The organism is Inhella sp., from assembly GCF_041912635.1.
GTDB lineage: Bacteria > Pseudomonadota > Gammaproteobacteria > Burkholderiales > Burkholderiaceae_C > Inhella.
Genome location: NZ_JAYRMO010000018.1, coordinates 22,882 through 45,667, shown reverse-complemented (window position 1 = coordinate 45,667; position 22,786 = coordinate 22,882). Strand labels below are relative to the sequence as shown.

At 68.3% G+C, this 22,786-nt stretch carries 21 protein-coding genes; 17 read left to right on the top strand and 4 right to left on the bottom strand.

Translation table 11 applies throughout. The annotated features are described in order from the left end of the window. Positions 1-4 precede the first annotated feature (4 nt). The 14 genes from tssK to ACE3QP_RS12090 all read left to right on the top strand — a co-directional run bounded on the left by tssK (position 5) and on the right by ACE3QP_RS12090 (position 17,894). Positions 5-1,339, top strand: a complete 1,335-nt coding sequence (gene tssK / locus ACE3QP_RS12155; RefSeq protein ID WP_374436387.1) for a type VI secretion system baseplate subunit TssK — start codon at positions 5-7, stop codon at positions 1,337-1,339. Between the two features lies 1 nt (position 1,340). Beyond that, on the top strand, positions 1,341-2,603 hold the full coding sequence (tssL, locus tag ACE3QP_RS12150; protein ID WP_374436385.1) for a type VI secretion system protein TssL, long form: 1,263 nt from the start codon (positions 1,341-1,343) through the stop codon (positions 2,601-2,603). Next, positions 2,600-6,124, top strand: coding sequence for a type VI secretion system membrane subunit TssM (gene tssM / locus ACE3QP_RS12145; protein WP_374436383.1), 3,525 nt, complete (start codon positions 2,600-2,602; stop codon positions 6,122-6,124). The genes tssL and tssM overlap by 4 nt, the downstream gene beginning before the upstream one ends. Positions 6,125-6,130: 6 nt before the next feature. After that, positions 6,131-6,931: a type VI secretion system-associated protein TagF gene (gene tagF / locus ACE3QP_RS12140; RefSeq protein ID WP_374436380.1), complete on the top strand. Its 801-nt coding sequence runs from the start codon at positions 6,131-6,133 to the stop codon at positions 6,929-6,931. Continuing rightward, entirely contained in the window at positions 6,925-8,145 is a 1,221-nt protein-coding gene (locus ACE3QP_RS12135) for an ImpA family type VI secretion system protein (RefSeq protein ID WP_374436379.1), read from the top strand. The genes tagF and ACE3QP_RS12135 overlap by 7 nt, the downstream gene beginning before the upstream one ends. Positions 8,146-8,175: 30 nt before the next feature. Next, positions 8,176-8,685: a type VI secretion system contractile sheath small subunit gene (tssB, locus tag ACE3QP_RS12130; RefSeq protein WP_198111516.1), complete on the top strand. Its 510-nt coding sequence runs from the start codon at positions 8,176-8,178 to the stop codon at positions 8,683-8,685. 33 nt (positions 8,686-8,718) lie between these two features. Further along, positions 8,719-10,212, top strand: coding sequence for a type VI secretion system contractile sheath large subunit (gene tssC, locus ACE3QP_RS12125; RefSeq protein ID WP_198111515.1), 1,494 nt, complete (start codon positions 8,719-8,721; stop codon positions 10,210-10,212). A 28-nt stretch (positions 10,213-10,240) separates the two neighbouring features. Further along, positions 10,241-10,726, top strand: coding sequence for a type VI secretion system tube protein Hcp (locus tag ACE3QP_RS12120; protein ID WP_198111514.1), 486 nt, complete (start codon positions 10,241-10,243; stop codon positions 10,724-10,726). A 63-nt stretch (positions 10,727-10,789) separates the two neighbouring features. Next, a complete protein-coding gene (locus ACE3QP_RS12115; protein ID WP_374436376.1) occupies positions 10,790-11,554 on the top strand; it encodes a type VI secretion system accessory protein TagJ in 765 nt (254 codons plus the stop codon). 10 nt (positions 11,555-11,564) lie between these two features. Then, a complete protein-coding gene (locus tag ACE3QP_RS12110) occupies positions 11,565-12,029 on the top strand; it encodes a type VI secretion system baseplate subunit TssE (protein WP_198111512.1) in 465 nt (154 codons plus the stop codon). Between the two features lie 28 nt (positions 12,030-12,057). Next, positions 12,058-13,965: a type VI secretion system baseplate subunit TssF gene (gene tssF / locus ACE3QP_RS12105; RefSeq protein WP_374436374.1), complete on the top strand. Its 1,908-nt coding sequence runs from the start codon at positions 12,058-12,060 to the stop codon at positions 13,963-13,965. Continuing rightward, complete coding sequence (gene tssG / locus ACE3QP_RS12100) at positions 13,929-15,281, top strand: type VI secretion system baseplate subunit TssG (RefSeq protein ID WP_374436372.1); 1,353 nt, start codon at positions 13,929-13,931, stop codon at positions 15,279-15,281. Before tssF ends, tssG begins: the two co-directional genes overlap by 37 nt. Before the next feature lie 37 nt (positions 15,282-15,318). Further along, on the top strand, positions 15,319-17,358 hold the full coding sequence (locus tag ACE3QP_RS12095) for a type VI secretion system Vgr family protein (protein WP_374436370.1): 2,040 nt from the start codon (positions 15,319-15,321) through the stop codon (positions 17,356-17,358). Between the two features lie 2 nt (positions 17,359-17,360). Beyond that, the gene (locus tag ACE3QP_RS12090; RefSeq protein WP_374436368.1) at positions 17,361-17,894 is read left to right on the top strand and encodes a DUF4123 domain-containing protein; all 534 of its coding nucleotides are present in this window, start codon (positions 17,361-17,363) and stop codon (positions 17,892-17,894) included. Positions 17,895-17,912: 18 nt separating this feature from the next. Here ACE3QP_RS12090 and smpB read toward each other — a convergent pair whose 3' ends face one another. Beyond that, positions 17,913-18,374, bottom strand: a complete 462-nt coding sequence (gene smpB, locus ACE3QP_RS12085; protein ID WP_374436366.1) for an SsrA-binding protein SmpB — start codon at positions 18,372-18,374, stop codon at positions 17,913-17,915. 62 nt (positions 18,375-18,436) lie between these two features. Between smpB and ACE3QP_RS12080 the strand changes: the two genes are divergently transcribed. Beyond that, the gene (locus ACE3QP_RS12080; protein ID WP_198111506.1) at positions 18,437-18,898 is read left to right on the top strand and encodes a type II toxin-antitoxin system RatA family toxin; all 462 of its coding nucleotides are present in this window, start codon (positions 18,437-18,439) and stop codon (positions 18,896-18,898) included. Further along, positions 18,885-19,202, top strand: a complete 318-nt coding sequence (locus ACE3QP_RS12075; protein ID WP_374436364.1) for an RnfH family protein — start codon at positions 18,885-18,887, stop codon at positions 19,200-19,202. The genes ACE3QP_RS12080 and ACE3QP_RS12075 overlap by 14 nt, the downstream gene beginning before the upstream one ends. On the opposite strand, the gene ACE3QP_RS12070 is transcribed toward ACE3QP_RS12075, so the two are convergent. Beyond that, positions 19,199-20,026, bottom strand: a complete 828-nt coding sequence (locus ACE3QP_RS12070) for a helix-turn-helix transcriptional regulator (RefSeq protein ID WP_374436362.1) — start codon at positions 20,024-20,026, stop codon at positions 19,199-19,201. The genes ACE3QP_RS12075 and ACE3QP_RS12070 overlap by 4 nt on opposite strands. Before the next feature lie 71 nt (positions 20,027-20,097). Here ACE3QP_RS12070 and ACE3QP_RS12065 point away from each other — a divergent pair, with 71 nt between their 5' ends. Then, a complete protein-coding gene (locus ACE3QP_RS12065) occupies positions 20,098-21,327 on the top strand; it encodes an MFS transporter (RefSeq protein WP_374436361.1) in 1,230 nt (409 codons plus the stop codon). A gap of 3 nt (positions 21,328-21,330) precedes the next feature. On the opposite strand, the gene ACE3QP_RS12060 is transcribed toward ACE3QP_RS12065, so the two are convergent. Continuing rightward, positions 21,331-21,627, bottom strand: coding sequence for a late competence development ComFB family protein (locus ACE3QP_RS12060; protein ID WP_374436359.1), 297 nt, complete (start codon positions 21,625-21,627; stop codon positions 21,331-21,333). 50 nt (positions 21,628-21,677) lie between these two features. Further along, positions 21,678-22,775, bottom strand: coding sequence for a quinolinate synthase NadA (gene nadA, locus ACE3QP_RS12055; protein ID WP_374436357.1), 1,098 nt, complete (start codon positions 22,773-22,775; stop codon positions 21,678-21,680). Positions 22,776-22,786 lie beyond the last annotated feature (11 nt).

The following is a 22,786-nucleotide window of genomic DNA, read 5'->3' as shown; positions in this document are numbered from 1 at the left end:
GCTCATGAGCTTTGATGGCGCACGGATCGTCTGGTCCGAAGGGCTGTTCCTCCGCCCACAGCATTTCCAGCACCAGGAGCGCTACCTGGAGTGGGTGCTCGGCACCCGCGTGGGGCAGTTGCAGCCCTATGGCTGGGGCTTCAGCCAGCTGAGCCTGGACACCGCGCTGCTGCGCAGCGGCAAGTTCGGGCTCAAGAGCGCGCTGGGCCTGCTGCCCGACGGCACGCCTTTCGAGCTGCCCTCCACGGCGGCGCCCCTGGCGCCGCTGGATGTGCCGGTGAACGCGCGTGACAGCGTCATCCACCTCTACGCCATGCTGCAGCGCCCCGACGCCAAGGCCGTGGCATTGGACGCCGACACTGCGCGGGCACGCCGCACCCGCTACCAGGCCATCGACGCCATACTGACCGACAACGTCGTCGGCTCCGAAGGCGAGGCCGAGGCGCAGCTGGGCCAACTGGTGCTGGGCCTGTGCTTCGAGGCCGATCTGGATGGCGCCATGAGCTCGCTGCCGGTGGCGCGCCTGGTGGAGCGCAAGGCCAATGGCGAGTTGGAACTGGATCCGGCTTTCATCCCGCCACTGCTCGATGCGCTCAGCTTTGAGCGCATCCGCGACTGGATGGTGGAGCTGCAGGGCGTCGTCAAACAGCGTGGCGACATGCTCGAAGCCCGCCTGGGCCAGGCCGGCAGCAAGGGCGTGGCCGATCTGTTGCTGCTGCAGCTGTGCAACCGCTACCAGCCCCTGCTGGCGCAATGGTGCTCGGGCAGCCCGCTGCACCCCTACTGGCTGCACCAGGAACTGCTCAAGTTCGCTGGCGAATGCCGCACCTTCGACGCCAAGTCGCGCCGACCCCCCAGCTTCCCGGCCTACCGGCACGACAACCTCAACAAGGTGCTGTGGCCGGTGATCGAGGAAATCCGCCTGGCGATGATCACGGTGCCCGAGCAGACGGCGATCCAGATTCCGCTGACCGACCGCGGCCAGGGTCTGTTCAGCGCCGAGATCCCGGACGCGCGCATGGTCCGCGGCGGCCATTTCGTGCTGGCGGTGGCGGCCAATCTGGACGAGCGCCGCATCCGCGAGCTGATGCCCGGCCAGATCCGCATCTGCGCACCCGAGCGTCTGGTGGCCCTGACGCAGGCGCAGAGCCTTGGCATTCGCATCGCCAACCTGCCCGGCGCGCCGCAGGAAATCCGCTACCACGCCAACTTCAGCTACTTCCGCCTCGACAGCGCCAGTGAGCTCTGGAAGGACGTGGAGGTGGCGCGCCAGCTGGCGCTATTCGTCGCCGGCGACCCGCCGGGCTTGGAGCTCGAACTCTGGTTCATCAAGGCTTGAGATGAGCAGCGACAACGAACGCACCCTGATCCACCGCCCGGCGATGGCCTCCGCGGCGAGCCGCGCCAGCTCCACGCTGGACGCCCGCCAGATCGGCGCCCTGGCGGCCATCAACCCCCTGGTGGCAGCGGCCAACCCGCTGCTGCTGGTGATCGCCTCGCTGCGCGGCGGTGGCGCGCCGGCCAATGTGGATGCCCTGCGCACCCGGCTGCTGGACATGGTGCGCGAGTTCGACGCCAACGCCGAGCGCGCCCAGGTGCCGGAAGACCAACGCCACCTGGCCCGCTACGCGCTGTGCACGATGGTGGACGAATCGGTGCAGCGCACCTCGTGGAGCGGCAATGCCAACTGGGCGCGCCAATCGCTGCTGATCCACAACTTCCGCGAGAACTGGGGCGGCGAGAAGTTCTTCCAGATCCTCGACAAGCTGGTCGAGAACCCCACCAAGTTCGCCTGGCTGCTGCAGCTCTTCTATGTCTGCCTGTCGCTTGGCTTCATGGGCCGATACCTGCTGCAGGAAGGCAATGGCCGGCAGGCAGTGGCGGACATCCGTGAGCGCCTCTACAACCTGATCCGCAATGGTCAGCCCGAGGTCGAGCGTGCGCTCTCGCCGCGCTGGCAAGGTGTGGCCGTGGCGGCGCGCCAGTTCAAGGGCTTCACCCTGATGTGGCTGACGGTGGCGGTGATGGCCCTGCTGTGCCTGCTGTTCTACACCGCCTATGCCTTCAAGCTGGCCGGCTACCGCGAGGAACTGGCCTTGAGCCAGCTCAGCCTCAAGCCCAGCCCACCCAGCCAGCTGGCGCTGGCGCCGCCGCCGCGGCCGCGCTTGGTGCAGTTGCTGGCCGCCGAGATCCAGGCACGCCAGCTGAAGGTCGAGGAGAACGCGCTGGAGTCGCGCGTCATCCTGGTCAGCGAACTGGCCTTTGACTCCGGCAGCGCCGTGCCCACCGGCACCGCCATGGCCCTGATGGACCGCGTGGCCTGGGCCATGGACCAGGTCGAGGGCCGCATCGTCGTCACCGGACATACCGACAACGTGCCCACCCGAACCCTGCAGTTCCCCTCGAACTTCGAGCTCTCCAAGGCGCGTGCCCGTGCCGTGGCAGAGGCCATGAAGACACGTCTGAAGGACGGCGGCCGGCTCAGCTACGAGGGCCGCGGTGAAAGCGAGCCCGTGGCGCCGAACAACACGGCCGAGGGCAGGGCGCAGAACCGCCGGGTCGAGATCACCTTGCGTGTGGCCAACGCCGGGGGGGCGGTATGAACTTCATCCGTGCCCACAAGCGCTGGTTCATTGGCGGCTTTGTCGTCTTTGTTCTCTCCCTGTTGATCTGGTTCCTGGCGCCCTTGCTGGGCTCGGACGAATCGCGCCCGCTGGCACCCTGGTCGGTGCGCCTGCTGCTGATCATCCTCGTCGTGGCGCTCTGGCTCGGTCTGGAGTTCCTGTTGCGCTGGCTGGCCGCGCGCCGCAATCGCAAGCTGATGGACGAGATGGCCGCCGGCGCGGGGGACAACTCCGCCTCGCGCGAAGAGCAGGCCGCGCTGCAGCAGCGCTTTGCCGAGGCGCTCAAGACCCTGAAGGGCACCAAGCTTGGCGGCAAGAGCGGCGGCAAGCTGCTCTACCAGCTGCCCTGGTACATGTTCATCGGCGCGCCGGGCTCGGGCAAGACCACGGCTCTGGTGAATTCCGGCCTGCGCTTCCCGCTCGCCGCGCCCGGTGCGGCGGCGGCGGCGCTGGGTGGCATCGGCGGCACGCGCAATTGCGACTGGTGGTTCACCGATGAGGCGGTGCTGATTGACACCGCGGGCCGCTACACCACGCAGGACAGCCAGGCCCAGGTGGATGAATCGGCCTGGAAGTCCTTCCTCACCCTGCTGAAGAAGTACCGGCCGCGCCAGCCCATCAACGGCGTCATCGTGACGCTCTCGATGTCTGATCTGTTGCAGGGCACCGCTGCGGAGCGCAACACCTATGCGCAAACAGTGCGGGTGCGCATCGAGGAACTGCAGCGCGAGTTGGGTCTGCAGTTCCCGGTCTACCTGATGGTGACCAAGTCCGACCTGATCTCGGGCTTCAGTGAGTTCTTCGCCAACCTCGACGCCGAGGGCCGCAGCCAGGTCTGGGGCCATACCTTCGAGCTGGACTTGAAGACGCGCGCCACCACGCCGGCCAAGGCGGGTTTCGACGCCGCCTTCCCCGGCCTGGTGGAGCGCATCAACCAGCAGCTGCTGCCGCGCCTGCAGGAAGAGCGTGACGCCGACCGCCGCGCCGCGCTCTACGCCTTTCCGCAGCAGTTCGCGGCCGTGGGCCCGCTGGTCAGCAGCTTCCTCGAAACCGCCTTTGGCGAATCCAAGCTGGCGCAGCCGGCGCTGCTGCGCGGCGTCTACTTCAGCAGCGGCACTCAGTTCGGCACGCCGGTGGATCGGGTCATTCAGGGCCTGGCGCAGGCGCTCGATCTGCAAGGCGGCACCCTGCTGCGCGCCGCCGGCACCGGCGGTGCGGCCAAGAGCTACTTTCTGCAGCGCCTGCTCACCGAAGTGGTGTTCGGCGAGGCCGGCCTGGCTGGGCACAGCGAGCGCCGTGAGCAGCAGCTCAAGCGCCTGAGCTGGGCGCTCATCGGCCTGAGCCTGCTGCTGGGCCTGGGCCTGATCACCGCGTGGACGGTGAGCTTCTTCAACAACCGCGCCGGCCTGCAGCAGGCAGCGGCCGCCGCAAACACCGCGCGCCAGAGCCTCACGGCCGTGGGCGCGCCCGCGGCAGGCGACCTGGCCAGCCTGGTGCAGGCGCTCGACGACCTGCGCTCCGTACCGCCCGCCGTGCACGATCCCGTCGACCAGCCGCGCGGCGGCATGCGCTGGGGCCTCTACCAGGGTCGCGCCGTGGACGAGCAGGTGCAGGAACGCTATCGCGCGGCCCTGCAACGCGGCCTGATCCCGCGCATCGCGCTGCAGCTGGAAACCGTGATGGCGGCGCCACAGGCCACACCCGACGCCGTCTATGCCGCGCTCAAGACCTACCTGATGCTGTTCGACGCCAAGCGCATGAACAAGGAATGGTTCGTCGGGGCGGTGGGCGATCTCTGGCGCGGTGCCTTCGACCCCGCACTGGTGGCGCGCGCGCTGCCGCATTTGCAGGCGCTGGCCGCCGCGGGCGAGCTGCAAGCCGATGCCGTGCACACGCGCAATGCCCAGCTGGTTACCAATGCCCGCACGCGGGTGGCGGGTTCCTCGCTGGTGGACCGTGCCTACGCCATGCTGCGCCTGTCTGGTGCGGGTGAAGGTCTGCGCCTGTCCGAGGTGCTGGGCGCCAGCGGCGTGGGCGTGCTGGAGCGCGCTTCCGGCGCGGCGCTGACCGAGCCGATCCCGGCCGTCTTCACCGCCGAAGGCTATCGCCGTGCCGTCAAGCCGCGCATCGCCGAGGTGGCCAAGCTGATGGGGGAGGAGGAAGCCTGGGTGATGGGCTCGCAGGCCTCCGGCGTAGGCTCGCGCGACCCCGCGCAGGTGGCCGCCGAGGTGCAGCGGCGCTACTTCGCCGACTACGAGCAGACCTGGCGCGGCGTGCTGGCCGACATCCGCCTGCGCCGGCTCGACGGGCTGCGTGGCGCACTCAATGCCTCGCAGGTGCTTTCGACTTCCGACTCCGCGCTCAAGCGCCTGATCCAGGCTGCGGTGGAGCAGACCCGCCTGGCCAACCCGACCGGCACCGGCGATGTGGCCGGCAAGGCGGCCGAAGACGAGGCCAAGCGCAAGCTGGCCGAGAAGGCCACCTCCGCCACCTCGGGCCTGTTCGGCGCGCAGGCCGGGCAGGTGGTGGGCACGGTCCTGCCCAAGGATGTGGCGCGTCAGCTGGAACAGCAGCTCGAAGACCGCTTCGCCGACCTGCGTCGCCTGTTGGGCGACGGCAAGACCGGCGAGATCGACGCGGCGATCGCACTGATCAACGACGTGGCGGCCGAGCTGGTGGCGCTGCAGCAAAAGCTCAGCAGCGGCCAGGGCGTGAAGGAAATGCCCGCACGCCTGCTGAATGCCAAGGCGCAGGCCGATCGCTTCGCGATGCCGGTGTCGGGCGTCATCAAGGGCCTGGTGGCGGTGGCCGAAGGCGAAGCCGGCGGCGGCATCAAGCAGGAGATCAAGGCGGGTGTGGGCGGTGCGGCGGCCATGTGCAAGCGCGCCATCCCCGGCAAGTACCCCTTCAACCGCAACAGCCCCAATGATGTGGGCGTGCAGGACTTCGTCAACGTCTTCAAGGCCGGTGGCGAGTTGGACGCCTTCTTCACCAGCACGCTCGCGAGCTTTGTCGACAAGTCCGGCGCGGTCTGGCGCCTCAAGGCCACCGGCGAGGGCTCACCGCCCGTCTCCGCCGCCACCTTGCGCCAGTTCCAGAACGCCGATGCCATCCGCACCGCCTTCTTGGGTGGCGGCGCCAATGCGCAGGTGGTGGTGGACCTCAGCGTGGCCAGCAGCGATGGTGAACTGCAGCTGGACTACGACGGTGCCACCCACAAGCTCAAGGCCGGTGGCAGCGCACGCCTGACCTGGCCCGCGCGTCCGGGCGCCAAGCTGACGATTGGTGGCGCGCCGGTGGTGCAGGTGGAAGGCGCCTGGGCCCTGTTCCGCTTGGTCGACAAGGGCCAGCTCGATGCCGCCAGCGCTGGCGACCGCCTGCGCCTGGGTTACACCGCCGGCAACGGGCAGAAGGCCACCATCGAGCTGCGCGTGGGCAGCGCGGCCTTCAACCCCTTCCGCCTGCGCGAGCTGGACGGCTTCGGCTGCCCACAGGAGTAAGCCTCCATGGCCCAGCTCGGCTTCCACGGCAAGGTCCCGGCGGTGGGGGATTTCGTCAGCCGCGGTTTTTCGCGGCCGCTCTGCCAGGCGCTGGACGATTGGCTGCAGGCGGCACTGCAGGCCGCGCAGCAGGGCGGTGCCACGCGCGAAAGCCTGGAGCGCCACGCCGTGCCGGTGCTGCTGCACCTCAAACCCGGCGCCCTGTGCCCGAGCGGATTTCTGGGCGCCCTGGTGCCGAGCAGCGACCGGGTCGGGCGCTTCTTCCCCCTGTGCATTGGGCTGGAGCAGGAGGCGGGCGATCCCTTTGCTGGCCTGCTCTGGCCCAGCCTGGCGATGGCGGTGGCGCTGTGCCGCATCGGCATCGAAGCGCAGCAGGAGTTGCTGGGCCCGGACGCCCTGCAGGCGCGCCTGACCGAGCTGCCGCCCGCCGCCGAATGGAACGACTGGCTGCAGGCCGCGCAACCCTTCCGTACGGCCGAGGACATCACCTTGCCCGGCCTGCCGGAATCCATGCAGCGCCTGGCCTTCCAAGGGCCGGAGGCGCGCATGCAGGGGGCGCAGCGCGCCACCTGTTCGCACCTGCCGCCAAGCTTCCTGGCCGCGGGTGCGCTGATCACCCAGGCTGACGGCTTCGACGTGTTCTTTGCGAGCCGTGCCAGCCCGCTGCGGGGTGCGGACTTCGCAGCCCTGTTCGATGGCCGCTGGACGGCCGGTGGCTGGGTCTGGTTCGGCCCACCCGATGACGATGAGACCCGGCCTCCTGCCGCCCCGGCACAGGCCCCTGCCGAGGATTCCCCAACGTGCTGAATATCGATGAACTGCTGACTCCGATCTCCGACGCGGAGCCGGCCGGCGAGGAGTGCGCCTACACGCTCAAGTTCCAGGAGGTCACCAGCCTGTGCGAATACTTGGGCCAGCGGGCTGAGCTGGAAGAGCTGAAGCGACGCGAGCGCATGCCCTACTCTGGCGAGAACGCCGAAAGCGACCAGCGCTTCGCGCGCGACACGCTCTCCGCCGGCGAGGAACGCAACAAGCAGCTGGTGGCGCGCGTGCGCGAGGTCACCGGCAAGAACGCGACCGCCGCAGGTGTGGCGGAGGAGGTCGAGTCCCGCTGCCTGGACCTGCTGAAGAACACCGGCAAGGATCTGGCCGTCGTGCAGCAGCTCGCGCTGGCTGCGCTGCAGCTGCGCGGCGTGCCCGGTCTGGTGCAGAGCCTGGAGCTGTGCGAGCGCCTGCTCGACCAATGGCCGACCGAGCTCTTTCCCCGCGCCGACGACTACGACCCGGAGGACTACAGCGCCCGTGCCATGCTGATCGGCGAGCTCTGCAATGGTGACAGCTTGTTGCACATGCTGCGCGAGTGCCCGGTCGTCAGCTCCGGTGCCGGCACGATGAGCTTTCGTGATGCCGAAGTGCTCGACGATGCCATCGAGCCCGACCCCTCAGGTGGGGGGCTCAGTGGTCCGGCGCACCTGCAGGCCATCGTGCGCATCCACGGCGCGCAGACGCAGCAGATCGACCCCAACCAGATCGACGACGCGGCCCTGGCCGCGCTGTTTCGCGGCGTGCGCGAGCCCATCGAGGCCGCGGTGCAGGCCCTGGTGCAGTTGAGTGAACGCTTCGGCAGCCAGATGCCCGCTGGCGAGCGCGTGCTGGCCTTGTTGCGTCGCGCCCTGCGCCGTCTCTCTATGGAAGAGCAGCAGCTGGGTGCGGGTGCCGCGATGTCGGCGGTGAACGCCGCCGCCGGCCTGTCCACCGGCACGGCGGCCAGCAGCGGCGCCCCGGCGCATACCGTTGGCGGCCGGCTGGCCACGCGCGAAGATGCTCGCCGGCTGATCTTGGAAATTGCCGACTACCTCGAACGCAGCGAACCGGGACACCCAGCCCCCCTATTCCTGCGGAGAGCAGAACGACTACTTGGCGCCGCCAGCTTTTTCGATATCGTCAAGGACATGGCGCCGGACTCGATCAGCGAGATCGAACGCATCACCGGTCACAAGCTGCCGGAAGCTTACGAATAAGCCCCACCCCTTTACCCCAAGGAGCCCAGCATGAGCGAAGGTCAGAAATTCATCGGACGCAACCGCGCACCGCGGGTGCAGATCCAGTACGAGCTTGAGCAGTACGGCGCCAAGAAGATGGTGGAGCTGCCCTTCATCGTCGGCGTCATGTCGGACCTGGCCGGCAAGAGCGACAGCGAGGAGGCCAAGAAGGCCGTCGCCGATCGCAAGTTCATGGAAATCGACATCGACAACTTCGACAAGCGCATGGCGGCCATCAAGCCCAAGGTGAGCTTCCAGGTCGACAACGCGCTGACCGGTGAAGGCCAGATCCCGGTCTCGATCGAGTTCGAAAGCATGGACGACTTCTCGCCCATCAAGGTGGCCTCGAAGGTCGACTCGCTGAAGAAGCTGGTGGAAGCGCGCAACCAACTCGCCGCGCTCAAGACCTATATGGATGGCAAGAGCCAGGCCGAGGAACTGTTGAACAAGATCATTGAGGACCCGAACCTGCTCAAGGCGATTGCCGACGCGCCCAAGCCCGAAGACAAGGCCGAGTGATCTCGCTCCACCGCATTCACGAAGAGGAACCCCATGGCAACTGAACACGCAGCAAGCAGTGGTTTGGCCCAGGTGCAAGTGCAGGAAGGCAACGACCTGCAATCCCTGCTGAAGAAGGAATTCCGGCCGCCCACCAACGAAGCCCAGTCGCAGATCGAAGCGGCGGTGCAGACCCTGGCCCAGCAGGCCTTGTCGGACACCAAGCTGCTGCAGGGCGACGTGATCCAGTCGATCGACGCCATCATCGCGGCCATCGATTCGAAGGTCGGCAAGCAGCTCGACAAGATCATGCACCACCCCGAGTTCCAGCAGATGGAAGGGGCTTGGCGCGGTCTGAGCTACATGGTCAACAACACCGAGACCGACGAGAAGCTCAAGATCCGCGTGATGAACATCTCCAAGAAGGATCTTGGCGGGATGTTCCGCAAGTTCAAGGGCGTGGCTTGGGATCAGTCGCCGCTGTTCAAGCAGATCTACGAGAGCGAGTACGGCACCCTGGGTGGTACGCCTTATGGCTGCCTGGTGGGCGACTACCAGTTCGACCAGAGCCCGCCCGACGTCGAGATCCTGCAGGGCATGGCCAAGATCGCCGCGGCCGCGCACGCGCCCTTCATCAGTTCGCCCAGCCCGGCCCTGTTCCAGATGCAAAGCTGGCAGGAACTGAGCAACCCGCGTGATCTGACCAAGATCTTCGAGATGCCCGAGTACGCCGCCTGGCGCTCGTTCCGCCAGAGCGACGACAGCCGCTATGTCGGCCTGTGCATGCCGCGCTTTCTGGCGCGCCTGCCCTACGGCGAGCGCACCAACCCGGCCGAGGGCATGGCCTACGAGGAGCATGCCGAGGGTGGGGCGCACGAGAACTACACCTGGGCCAACAGCTGCTACGCGATGGCCACCAACATCACGCGCGCCCACAAGCTGTACGGCTGGACCACGGCCATCCGTGGCGTCGAGAGCGGTGGCGAGGTGGCCAATCTGCCCACCCACACCTTTGCGACCGATGACGGCGGCGTCGACACCAAGTGCCCGACCGAGATCGCCATCACCGACCGCCGCGAGGGCGAGCTGGCCAAGAACGGCCTGATGGCCCTGGTGCACCGCAAGAACTCGGACAAGGCCGTGTTCATGGCCGGCGACTCGCTGCACAAGCCGCCAGTGTTCGACGACCCGGCCGTCACCGCCAATGCCCGCCTGGGCGCGCGCCTGCCCTACATCTTCGCCACCTGCCGCTTTGCGCATTACCTGAAGTGCATGGTGCGCGACAAGGTCGGCGGCTTCACCAGCGCGTCGGCGATGCAGCGCTACCTTCAGGACTGGATCCTGAACTACGTCTACGAGGACCCGGACGCCTCGCAGGAACTGCTGGCTTCGCGCCCCCTCTCGGGCGCCGAGGTCACGGTGACGGAAAACAAGTCCAACCCCGGCTACTACAACGCGCAGTTCTTCCTGCGTCCGCACTACCAGCTCGAAGGCCTCAATGTGGGCCTGCGTCTGGTGTCGGAACTCCCGTCCCAGCGCCAAGCCTGAGCGCTAACCATCCCACAAGGAGCAAACCATGGCAGTCAATATCCACATCAAGATCGACGGCATCGAAGGCATGTCCGAGGTCACCGGTTTCGAAAAGCAGATCCAGGTCGAGTCCTGGAGCTGGGGCATGTCCATGCCCACGAACTTCGGCTCCAGCACCGGCGGTTCGGCCGGCAAGGTCAACCTCAATGACATGACCTTCATGCACATGATGGACAAGGCCTCGCCCAAGCTGATGGAAGCCTGCTGCACCGGCAAGCACATCAAGGATGCGGTCATGACCTTCTGCAAGGCCGGTGGTGATGCCGTCGTGCCTTTCCTGAAGATCACCATGAACGATCTGCTGATCTCCAGCGTGCAGGTCGGCGGTGCTGCCAACGACACCCCGATCGAGACCGTGTGCATCGCCTTCCGCGAGTACAAGGTCGAGTACCAGGAGCAGGACAACAAGGGCGCCAAGAAGGGTGGCCCGGTCATCGCCGGCTTCGACGTGCAGAAGAACAAGAAGGCTTAAAGCCCATCTTGTTCGGTTCACCGGGGTCTGCCATGCAGACCCCGGTTTGTTCTGGGGGTCTCCATGGCACTTGATGCATTGTTCGAAGACGCCAAACGCCGGGTGCAAGCCAGCCCGGGAGACATCAAGGCGCGCAGCGCCTTGTGGCAGATCTTTGCCGCCCGCGGCGAGTTCGACCGCGCGCGCACCCAGCTCGATGCCTTGCTGGCGATCGACAGCAGCTGGACGATGGAAGTAGCGGCCTGCCACCTGCTGCTGCAGGCCGAAGCGCAGCGCCAGGAGGTGTTTTCCGGGCGCCAGATGCCGACCTGCCTGGGTGAGCCGCCCGCCTGGTTCGCCAGCCTGGCCGCCGGCCTGCAGACGCTGGGCGAAGGCTCGCAGGCCGCGCAATGGCCGGCCGCGGCGGCCTTGCTCGCTCGTGCCCAGCAAGACAGCCCGGCACGGCAAGGCCAGCTCAATGGCCAGCCCTTCGAATGGCTGTGCGATGGCGACGCCCGGCTCGGACCTTGCCTGGAGGTGATGGTGCAGGGCAAGTACCTGTGGCTGCCCTGGAGCCTGGTGCGGCGCATCGAATCGCGCCCACCCACCGAGATCCGCGACCGCCTCTGGCTGCATGCCTTGCTGGAGCTGGGCGACGAAGGCAGCGTCGAGGTCTTCCTGCCGGCGCGCTACCCCTTCCCGCAGGATGACGCCCAGATGCTGGGCGAGCGCACCGACTGGCAGGCCCTGGATGGCGACAGCTACCTCGGCCGCGGCCAGAAGACCTTGATGACCGACAGCAGCGAATGCGGCCTGTTGGACGTCCGCGAACTGCTGTTCACCTCGTGAGCCCACGCCCATGAGTTTCTTTCTCCCCTGCCTGCTGGAACGCTGGGGCAATGCCCTGGACGGCCGGGGGCAGCGCGCGGTCAAGAGCAGCTGGGAAGACGTGCGGCGCGATGTGATTCGCAACTTGGAATGGCTGCTCAATACCGAGGCGCCGCAGCAGCTCGATGGCATCGAGCTGCCCGAGGCGGTGCAGCAGTCCGTGATCGGCTTCGGCGTGCCGGTGTACTCGGGCCGGACCCAGTCCACGATGGCGCCGCGCCGCGTGGCCGAAGAGATCCGCCGTCGCATCATGTTTTTTGAGCCGCGCATCCACCCGGATCATCTGGAGGTGCTGCCGCTGGTCGAACCGGGGGTGCCGCACTTCAACACCCTGAAGTTCTCGGTGCAGGGCTATCTGCGCGCCAATCCCTTGCAGGAGTTCGAAGTGCGCACCGAGCTCGACCTGGAAACCGGTCAGGCCAAGGTGATCGCATGACGCGCCGGCTCCGCATCGCTCCGCTGCCATGAATCCACGCCTGATCGAGCTCTACAACGAGGAACTCGAGCACCTGCGCGGCGAGGCCCGCGAGTTCGCGGCCGAATACCCGAGCGCCGCCGCCATGCTGGCGCTCGACAAGGGGCGGGTCGAAGACCCCTATGTCGAACGCCTGCTCGAAGGCGTGGCCTTCCTGGCCGCGCGCACGCGGCTCAAGCTGGATAGCCAATACCCGGTCTTCACCCAGCAATTGCTGGACGTGCTGTTCCCCGGCTGGCTGGCCCCCACGCCACCGGCCTGTGTGCTGCAGTTGCAGCCGCAGCTGGCCGACGACAAGCTCATGGGTGGCCAGGCCGTGCCGCGCGGTGCCGTCGTCGTGGGCGGCGTGCGCGGCCTGCCCGATCTGCGCTGTGAGTTCGAGACCTGCCGCACGGTGCAGCTGTTCCCGCTGCAGCTGGTCGACGTGCAATACCTGGGCGCCCGGCCCGAGCGCCAGGGCGATCCGGGCTGGGGCCGTGCCGAGGCCAGCCTGCGGCTGGAGCTGGAGCTGGCCGGGGAGGGCGATCTGGCCCAGCTCGATCTGGACCGTCTGCCCGTCTTCGTCGCCATCGGCGAACCCCATGCCAGCCAGCTGATGGAGCTGATTGCCGGTCGCTGCATCGCGGTGGGGCTGTCCAGCGATGCCGCGGGCCGGCGCGATGCCCATTGGCTGCCCGGCAGCACGGTGCGCCACATCGGTTTCGACGAGGATGAGGCCCTGCTGCGCATGCCGGTGCGCGGCCACGCGGGCTTCCGGGTGCTGCGCGAGTTCGCGGCCCTGCCCGAGAAGTTCCGCTTCTTCGAGCTGCAGGGCCTGCGCCCGCTGCTGGCCAAGATGAGCGGCCGCAAGCTCTTCATCCATCTGCATGTGGGCGCCAACTACGCCAAGCTGGAGGGCGCGGTGCGTGCCAACTCCCTGGCGCTGTTCTGCACCCCGGCGGTGAACCTGCGCGAGCGGGGTCTGGACCGCTGCGACATCAGCCCGGGCAAGACGGAGTACCGCGTCGTCGCCGACGCCCATCAGGCACGGCGCCTCGAGGTGGTGCAGCTGCTCGACGTGGTGGGCGGGGGTGAGGGCTTCGAGCGTCGCTTCGCGCCCATCTTCGAGGTGGCCAGCAGCGGTCGTCTGGCCACCTCCAGCTTCTACACGCAGCGGCGCGAACGCCGCAAGCTCACGCAGCGCGAGATCGAGGCGCAACGTGCCTGGCTCCAGGGCGACAGCCTGCAGGGCGAAATGGAAGGCGCGCGCGCGCCGGCTGTCGGCACCGAGCTCTACATCGCGCTGGCCGAGCGCGGCGCCGGGCCTCAGGGGCGCGGGCTGCAGTACCTCTCGTTCCGCGCCCTGGTGATGGACCGCGAAACGCCCCGCTACCTGCGCAACCAGCCGGCGGCGGCGCACTACGAGGCGGTGGACAGCCTGCCGGTGCAGCGCATCGTGGCGGTGGTGCCGCCCTCCGAGGCGCTCGATTACGCCGTCGACGGCTTTGAGCCCTGGACCGCGCTCAGCCATCTGTTCGTCAACTACCTGTCGCTGATCGACGGCGGCAGCGTGCGCGGAGCGGATGCGCTGCGCGCCGTGCTGACGCTCTACGCGCCCCAGCGTGCCCATTTCCTGCACCGCCAGGCCGAAGGCCTGCTGGCGGTGCGCACGCAGGCCGTCACGCGGCGCGTGCCCGGTGGCGGGCCGCTCGGCTTTGCGCGCGGCCTGCAGCTCACGCTGGAGATGAGCGAGCGCGGCTTTGACGGCGGTTCGCCCTTCCTGCTCGCGGCCGTCATCGAGCACTTTCTGGCCAGCCATGTGGCCATCAACTCCTTCGTCGAGACGCGTCTCGAAATGAAGGAATGGAGCGAGGCCCTGCGATGGCGCGCGCGACTCGGACGCCGGCCCGACGCCTGAGCGGGGCCGAGTCGCAGCGGCTGCGAGGCCTGCTGCGTTCGGTCCTGGCGGGGCAGGGGCGCACGCTCGAAGGGCTGCCTTCCGACTGGCGTTCGCGCTGGCGCGTGCTGCGCACCGTGCTGGCGCGCGCCGATGCGGCCGCGGTGCTCGCGGCGCTGCAGCTCGATCAGCGCCTGCGCCGCAGCCTGCAGGATCTGCCCGCGCAGGCCTGGACGACGGACCAGGCCCTGGCTGCGCTCGGGGCCGAGGACGTCCAGCCCAGCCTGTTCGCCGCCCTGCGCCTGCTGCAGGCCGCCCAGCCGGGCCACGAGCGCCTGGGCTACTCCAGCAACCCGGACCGCGAGGCCGTGCGTATCGACCAGGCCCTGCTGCTGGGCTTCGCGCCCAAGGAAGTGGTGAGCCTGCAGGGGCCGGATGCCAAGCGCGCCCGTGCCCGCGTGGCCCAGCATGCGCTGGGCCTGCTGGGCCCGAACGGCGCCATGCCCTACGCCTGGACGCAGCACGCGCGCGACCTGCAGTCGGGCAGCCAGCGCCAGGAAGACCGCCAGAGCTTCGTCGCCTTCCTCAATGTGCTGCAGCGGCGCCAGCTCGGCCTGCTCTACCGCGCCTGGGCCGATGCCCAGGCCGTGCTGGGGGTGGATGCCGAACTGGCCGCACCCGAGCCGGGGGCGTCGCAGCGTCCGCATGCCGGCCACCCGCTGGCCGATCGGCTGGCGGCGCTGGCCGGGCTTGCCCATGGCCCGCTGGCGGCGCGCGACCTGATTCCCCCGGCCTTCAAACAGGCGTTCGCCGCCACGCTGTCGCGCCGGGTGCGCAGCCCAGCCAGCCTGGCCGGCATGCTCGGGCACTACTTCGGCCTGCGCGTGCGGGTGCAGGAGTTCCGTGCCCGTTGGCTGCCCATCCCGACGGAGGAGCGCAGCCGCCTGGGCCAGCGCTTTGCCAGGCTGGGGCAAGACGCGGTGGCGGGGGCGCAGGTCTGGGATTGCAGCTCGCGCTTCCGCCTGGTGCTGGGCCCGCTCAGTCTGGCCGACTACGAACGCTTTCTGCCCAGTGCCCCGGCTCACCAGGAGCTGCGCGACCTGGTGGCGCTGTACGTCGGCCCCGAGTGGGACTGGGAGCTGCAACTGGTGCTGCGCGCCAGCGATGCACCGGCCGCACGCCTGGCGCCGCCCGGTGCGCAGGGCGGCCAGGGCCTGGGTTGGACGCAATGGCTGGGCCAGCGCGCGCCCGGGCGCGACGCCGACGACTACTGCCAACCCATGCGCCCCAGCTTTGATGCCCGGCCGCAGGGGCTCCACGCCCCCCACGGTCCTTGATGGGCCCTGAGAATCGAACCGCCTTCCGGAGAACGCCATGCCGCTGCCACTCGCCATCGACACCACGCTGGGCCCACATGCCCTGCTGCTGCTTGAACTGGATGGAACCGAAGGACTGTCGCGCCTGAGTGAGTTCCGTCTGCGCCTCAAGAGCAAGCGCCCCGACATCGCGCCCACTGACATGCTGGGCCAGAACGCCACCATGCGCCTGATCGGCAAGGGTGAGCAGTCGCGCTACTTCAATGGCTACTTCACGCGCTGGACGGGCGCGAGCGAATACCGCGACACCGTGGACGGCGCCACCAGCACCAAGAGCTATGTCTACGAGGCTACGCTCAGCCCCTGGCTGTGGTTCCTGCAGCGCCAGTCCAACAGCCGCATCTTTCAGAACAAGAGCGCGCTGGACATCATCGAAGCCGTCTTCCGTGCCCACGGCGCGCTGTGCAGCTTCCGCAAAGACTGCAATGGCAGCTACCGCCAGCGCGAGTACTGCGTGCAGTACCGCGAGACCGACTTCAACTTCGTCAGCCGGCTGATGGAGGAAGAGGGCATCTACTACTTCTTCGAGCACAGCAACGGCAAGCATGAGCTGGTGCTGGCCGACAACCCCAGTGCCCATACCCCGGCGACCGGCTACGAGGAAGTCCACTTCGATTCCGACAGCCGCGACGACAAGGAATTGATGCTGCGCTGGGAAGGCGTGCACGAGGTGCAGAGCGGCCGCTTCGTGGTGCGCGATTACGACTACATCAAGCCCCGCACCCTGGTGGAAGGGCAAGCCGACAAGGCGCTCTCGCACCCCTTGAGCAGCTTCGCCATGTTCGACGACCCGGCCGGCGCCACCACGGCGACCGAAGCCAAGGCCGTGGCCAAGCTGCGCCTGGAGGCCTTGCACGCGCGCTACCAGGTCTTCCGGGGCTTCGGCCCGGTGCGCGGCTTCAGCCCGGGGCGCAGCTTCAAGCTCGCCAAGCATCCGGTCGCCGTCTACAACGACAAGCACCTGATCGTGGCCACCCGCTATTTGGCGCACAGCAGTGCCGACAGCTCCGCGGGTGACCAGGGTTTCGAGTTCCGCTGCGAGCTCGAAGGCATTGCCCTCAAGACACTCTTCCGCCCCGCCCAGCTCACGCCCAAGCCGCTGATCTCCGGCCCGCAGACGGCAACCGTGGTGGGCCCCAGCGGCGAGGAAATCCACGTCGACAAGCATGGCCGCATCAAGGTCCAGTTCCGCTGGGACCGCTATGGCAAGGCCGATCAGGACGCCAGCTGCTGGATCCGGGTGATGCAGCCCTGGGCCGGCAACGGCTACGGGGCCATGGCCATCCCGCGCCTGGGGCAGGAAGTGGTGGTGCAGTTCCTGGAAGGCGACCCCGACCGCCCGCTGGTGATCGGCAGCGTCTACAACGGCGAGAACGTGCCGCCCTACAAGCTGCCCGATGAAAAGACGCGTTGGGGCCTGAAGAGCCGCTCCAGCAGCGGCGGCGGCGCCTCGAACTTCAACGAGCTGCGCTTTGAGGACAAGAAGGGGAGCGAAGAGATCTATCTGCACGCCGAGAAGGACCTGAACTTCTTCACGAACAAGAAGCGCACCGAATGGATCGGCGATGAAAGCCATCTGAAGGTCGAGAAGGATGTCTTCGAGAAGCTCGTCAAGGACGTGCACACCGACATCGGCGGCGACCAGATCACCAAGGTGGCGGCGGGCGTGCACCTCAAGGTGGGCACCGACTGGCAGGCCGATTGCGGCACCAAGATGGCCGCCAAGGCTGGCACCGAAATCCACCTCAAGGCCGGCACCACCATCGTGCTGGAAGCGAGTGCGCAGATCTCGCTCAAGTGCGGCGGCAGCTTCGTCAACGTCAGCCCGGCCGGCGTGCACATCAGCGGGCCAATGGTGTTCGTCAACTCGGGCGGCTCGGCCGGCTCCGGCAGCGGGGCCAGCCCGGACACGCCCAAGAACGCCGAGGAGGCCAAGGACTCCAAAGGCGGCACCGACAAACCGATCAGCCAGTCCGCCGCCGCGTTGGCCGCCGCGCGCGCTTCGTCCACGCCCTTCTGCGAAATCTGCAACGCCTGATCATGAGCATCCCCTTCAGCCAGTGGTGGTCTGCCCTGCAGACCACGCAAGCGCCCCCGCCCTTCGTGCTGATCGATTGCGCCGGCCTGCCCGGCGGCGCCAGCGAGCTGCCGCGCGCGCTCTTCAGCCAACTGGAGAGCCTGTTCACCGGCGAACTGGCGGAGGAACTGGCCGACGTCTCCGGCTACCTCGGGCAGCTCAAGTCGGTGGATGCGGCGAGCGAAAAGCTGCTGCAGCAGTGGTTCGCCAGCGGCCTGGCGATGGTGCTGGAGCTGGCGCCCACCCCGCCGGGCCAGGCTCCGCTCGGCTTTGCCGAGCTGCGCCGCCACCTGCGCAAGTTCAACGTGATCTACGGCCCCGGCGGCAAGCCGCTCTACTGGCGCTACTACGACCCGCGCACCTTGCCTGACACCCTGCGCGTGCTGCAACCCGACCAACTGCAGGCCTTTTTCGGCCCGGTGCGCAGCATCAGCCTGCAGGGCGCGGACGGCCTGGTGACGCAGCTGCGCTGCGGCGGCGCGGGCCTGGAGGGCTGAAGGGGCGGGCCTGGGGGCTTACTCCTTGGCCGATGAGATCTTGTGTCGCATCAGCCGGCCCTTTTCCTTTTCCCACTCGCGCTTCTTCTCGGTCTCGCGCTTGTCGTGCAGGGCCTTGCCCTTGCCCAGCGCGAACTGGCATTTCACCCGCCCGCCCTTGTAGTGCAGGTCCAAGGGCACGAGGGTGTAGCCCTTCTGCTCGGTCTTGCCGATCAGGCGCCGGATCTCCTGCTTGGCCAGCAGCAGTTTCTTGGTGCGCTGCGCCTCGGGGCGCACATGGGTGCTGGCGGTGCGCAGGGGGTTGATCTGGCAGCCGATCAGGAACAGCTCGCCGTCCTTCACCACCACAAAGGCGCCCGTCAGCTGCACCTGGCCGGAGCGGATGGCCTTGACCTCCCAGCCCTCCAGCACCATGCCCGCCTCGTACTCTTCCTCAAGGTGGTATTCAAATCGGGCGCGGCGGTTGTCGACGATGCTCATGGCGTTCTCAAAAACGAACGCCCTGCAGTCCGACAGGGCGTTCCTAGAATGACCGGCATTCTATGAAGCCCGTCAAGAAGTCCGTTCTGCTTTGGTACAGCCCGCGTGAGATGGTGGATCTCGTCACCGGCGTGGAGCGCTACCCCGAATTCCTGCCCTGGTGCGACAAGGCCCAGGTGCTGGCCCGCCATGAAGACGGCCTGACCGCGCGACTGGACCTGGCCTTTGCCGGCGTGCGCAGCAGTTTCACCACCCGCAATACCCATGAAGGCGACCGGCGCGTGCGCGTCGAACTGGTCGATGGCCCCTTCACGCACCTGGACGGCGACTGGCTGTTCAAGCCCTTGGCGCGCCCGGGTGCCGCGCCGGGCGAGGTGAATGCCTGCAAGATCGACTTCGAGCTGCGCTATGCCTTTTCGAGCGGTGCGCTCGAGGCCGTGCTCAGCCCGGTGTTCGACAAGGTGGCCGCGACGTTCGTGGATCGCTTCGTCGAGCGCGCCGAGGCCGTCTATGGCCGGCGTTGAGCAGACGCTGCAGGTCGATCTGGCCTGGAGCCCGGCGCCGGGGCAGGTGGAAGTCCTGCGCCTGAGCCTGCCGGCCGGCGCCACCGTGGCCGACGCCCTGGCGCGGCTGCCCGCCGGCGTGCCCCAGCAAGCCATCGGCATCTGGGGCCACAAGGCCGAGCGCAGCGAGCGCCTCAGCGATGGCGACCGGGTGGAGGTCTACCGCCCGCTGACGGTGGACCCGATGGAAGCGCGGCGGCGCCGCCACCAGGTGCAGGGCGGCGGGCGGCGCATCGTTTCGCGTCATCGTCCGGCGTCCCGCTAAGCCAGAGCGAAGAATTCGCGCGGACTCATGCCCACGGTGCGCTTGACCATGGCACTGAAGGCGCTCGGGTTGGCATAGCCCAGCTCGGCGGCGATCGAGGCCAGCGGCCGCTTGCGCGCCGCCAGGCTCAGCGCCTGGGCAAGCAGCAGCTGCTGGCGCCAATGTCGGTAGCTGGTGCCCAGCTCCTGGCGGAACAGGCGCGCCAAGGTGCGTTCACTGGCTCCCACCTCGCCGGCCCAGTGGCGCAGCTCCTGGTCTTGCTGGGGTTGCTCCAGCAGCGCCTCGCAGACGCGGCGCAGGCGCTTGTCCTGCGGCAGGGCCAGGCCCAGGGCCACGGGGGCGGCGCGCTGCAGCTCCGCCACCAGCAGTGCCACGAGCAGGGGCTCGCGCGGGTCGCTGGGCGCATCGGGTTCGCTTAAAGGGGTGAGCTCACGCAGCAACTCGCGCAGCAGCGGGCTGACCTCGAGCACGCGGCAACGTTCGAAGCCGCGCGTGGCCGCCAGGCTGCAGCCGGCATGCAGGTAAGCCGTGCGCAGCTCGGCCTGCTCGATGGCGCGCACCGCATGCACCACGCCGGCCGGAATCCAGACCGCGCGCGCCGGCGGCACGATGAAGGCATGGGTCTGGCCCGCCTGCTCGGCTTCGACCCGCACCGCACCCGCCATCGAGATCACCAGCTGGCCCCAGTCGTGCTGGTGGGGCTGGATGTCCATGTCATGCGCCATCAGCCGGGCCTTGGCGCGCACCGGGTGGGCAGGGGAGGGGGCGTAGCGCTGCGGATCATGGGGTGGCAGCACGCGCCGGCGGGGTTTCTTCTGGCTCATTGGCTGATTCTCGAAAGTTTTCGGCAATCTGCCATCCAAAAGACGCAGCCCGGGCTGTCAGCATCAACCCCATGCAAACCCTAGCCCTGCCGGCCGACGCGCCGAACCGCAGCCGAGCCGACTGGACGACCATCGGTGTCGTCGGTTTGGCCCATGGCACCAGCCACTTCTTCCACCTGCTGCTGCCGCCGCTGTTTCCGGTGTTCGCGCGCGAGTTCGGCCTGAGCTGGGCCGAGCTGGGCTTGCTGGTCTCGGTGTTCTATGCGGTCTCGGGGGTGGGGCAGGCGCTGTCGGGCTTCGTGGTGGACCGCCATGGTGCGCGCCCGGCGCTGATGGTGGCGATGAGTCTGTTCGCGCTGGCGTCGCTGGCGGCAGGCTTGGCGCAGGGCTATGTCGGCCTGATGCTGGCCGCGGCGCTGGCCGGCCTGGGCAACGCGCCGATGCACCCGGCCGACTTCAGCATCCTCAACCAGCGTGTCAGCCATGAGCGCATCGGCCACGCCTACTCGGTGCATGGCATCAGCGGCAATCTGGGCTGGGCGCTGATGCCCGTGCTGGCCCTGGCCGTGCTGGGGACCGGGGCGAGCTGGCGCTACGTCTACCTGGCCAGCGCCCTGGTGGCCCTGCTGGTGCTGAGCCTGCTGGTGCTGCAGCGCGAGCATCTGCAGACCCAGGGCCATGCGCGCAAGGCCGGTGGGGCTGCGGGTGCGCACGAGGCCCACCCACTGGCCTTCCTGCGCCTGCCCTCGATCTGGCTGTGCTTTTCCTTCTTTCTCTTCACCACGGCAGCGCTGGCCTCGCTGCAGAGCTTTGCGCCGGCCGCACTGGCCTTGCTGCATGGCCGCAGTGCCGAATCGCTGAACCTGGTGGTGACGGCCTACATGCTGTGCGGGGCCCTGGGCATGCTGCTGGGCGGCTTCTGGGTGGTTCGGGCACGCCGGCTGGAGCGCAACATCGCGCTGGCGCTGCTGGTGGCCATGGCCCTCCTGCTGCTCGCCACGCTGCCCGGTCTGTCCGCCTGGGCTGCGGTGGCCCTGGTGGCGCTGGCCGGCATTGGCACCGGCCTGGCCGGACCTTCGCGCGACCTGCTGGTCAAGCAGGCGGCACCGGCCGGCGCCACGGGCCGCGTCTACGGCACGGTGTATTCGGGCCTGGACATCGGCTTTGCGGTGGCGGCGCCGGTGGCTGGCGCATTGCTCGATGCCGGCAGCCCGCGTGCGGTGTTCTGGGTGGCGGCGCTGGCGCTGGGCCTGGCCCTGCTGGCGGCCCAGGCGGTCACCTGGGCCAGCCGGCGCGTTTGAACTTCAGCCCTGCTTGGCCCGCATGGCCATGCGGGCGCCGACGAAATTGAAGGCGTAGGCCACGGCATCGACGATGCCCTGGTCCATCTCCAGGCGCTCGTGCTCGGTCAGGTAGAAGCTGAAGTCCACCGCATGCCGGATATAGCGCGGCGGCATGCGGTTCAGGGCCACGCAGGCCACGTCGCACAGCAGGTCGTTGGAGATGGCGATGTCCGGATAGTCCGGCGCGGCGTCCATCACGGCCGCGAAGACCTCGCGCTCGTGGTGGTTGTAGAGCTGGGTGAAGTCCGGGTTGGCCATGGATCCTCCGAGTTTGTTGGGGTTATAGCCGCTCGCCTGCCGGCTGGGGATCAGGCCGCGCCCATCCCCGATTGCAGCGGGGCGCGCGTCCTGAGCTGGGCGGTGAAGTCCAGCATGCGGGTGATGCAGGCCTGGGCGCGCTGGCGCACCGCTTCGTCCACGCCGATGCTGGGGCTGCCGGACTCCAGGCAGCTGATGAGATTGCGCAGGCCGTTCATGGCCATCCAGGGGCAGTGCGCGCAGCTCTTGCAGGTGGCGCCGTTGCCTGCGGTTGGCGCCTCGATCAGGTTCTTGCCCGGCGCGAGCTGGCGCATGCGGTGCAGGATGCCGTTGTCGGTGGCGACGATGTAGTCCTGCGCCTGGCCTTCCACCACAGCCTTGATGAGCGCCGAGGTCGAACCCACCACATCGGCCAGTTCCACCACGGCGCGCGGGCTTTCCGGGTGCACCAGCACCAGGGCCTGCGGGTACTGCTCCTTCAGGAGCTGCAGCTCGATGCCCTTGAACTCGTTGTGGACGATGCAATCGCCCTGCCACATCAGCATGTCGGCACCGGTCTGCTCCTGGATGTAGCGGCCCAGATGCCGATCGGGCGCCCAGAGAATCTTGTGCCCGAGCGCCTTCAGATGGCCGACGATTTCCAGCGCGCAGCTGCTGGTCACCATCCAGTCAGCGCGCGCCTTCACGGCGGCGCTGGTGTTGGCGTAGACGACCACCTGGCGGTCCGGGTGGGCGTCGCAGAAGGCGGCGAAATCGTCCGCCGGGCAACCCAGGTCGAGCGAGCAGGTGGCTTCCAGCGTGGGCATCAGCACGGTCTTCTCGGGCGACAGGATCTTGGCGGTCTCGCCCATGAAGCGCACGCCGGCCACCACCAGGGTCTGGGCGGCGTGGTCGCGGCCGAAGCGCGCCATCTCCAGCGAATCGGCCACGCAGCCGCCGGTTTCCAGGGCCAGATCCTGCAGATGACCGTCGACGTAGTAGTGCGCCACCAGCACGGCGCCACGCGCGCGCAGCAGCTCGGCGGCCTGCGCTTTCAGGGCTTGCGCCTGGTCGGGGCTGACGGGGTCGGGGACCTGGGCCCAGGCCTGCGCCGTGCAACTCGTGCCGGCGGCGTCCTGGCGGGTGTAGTCGAAGGCAAGGGATTCCATGGCCAGGATGC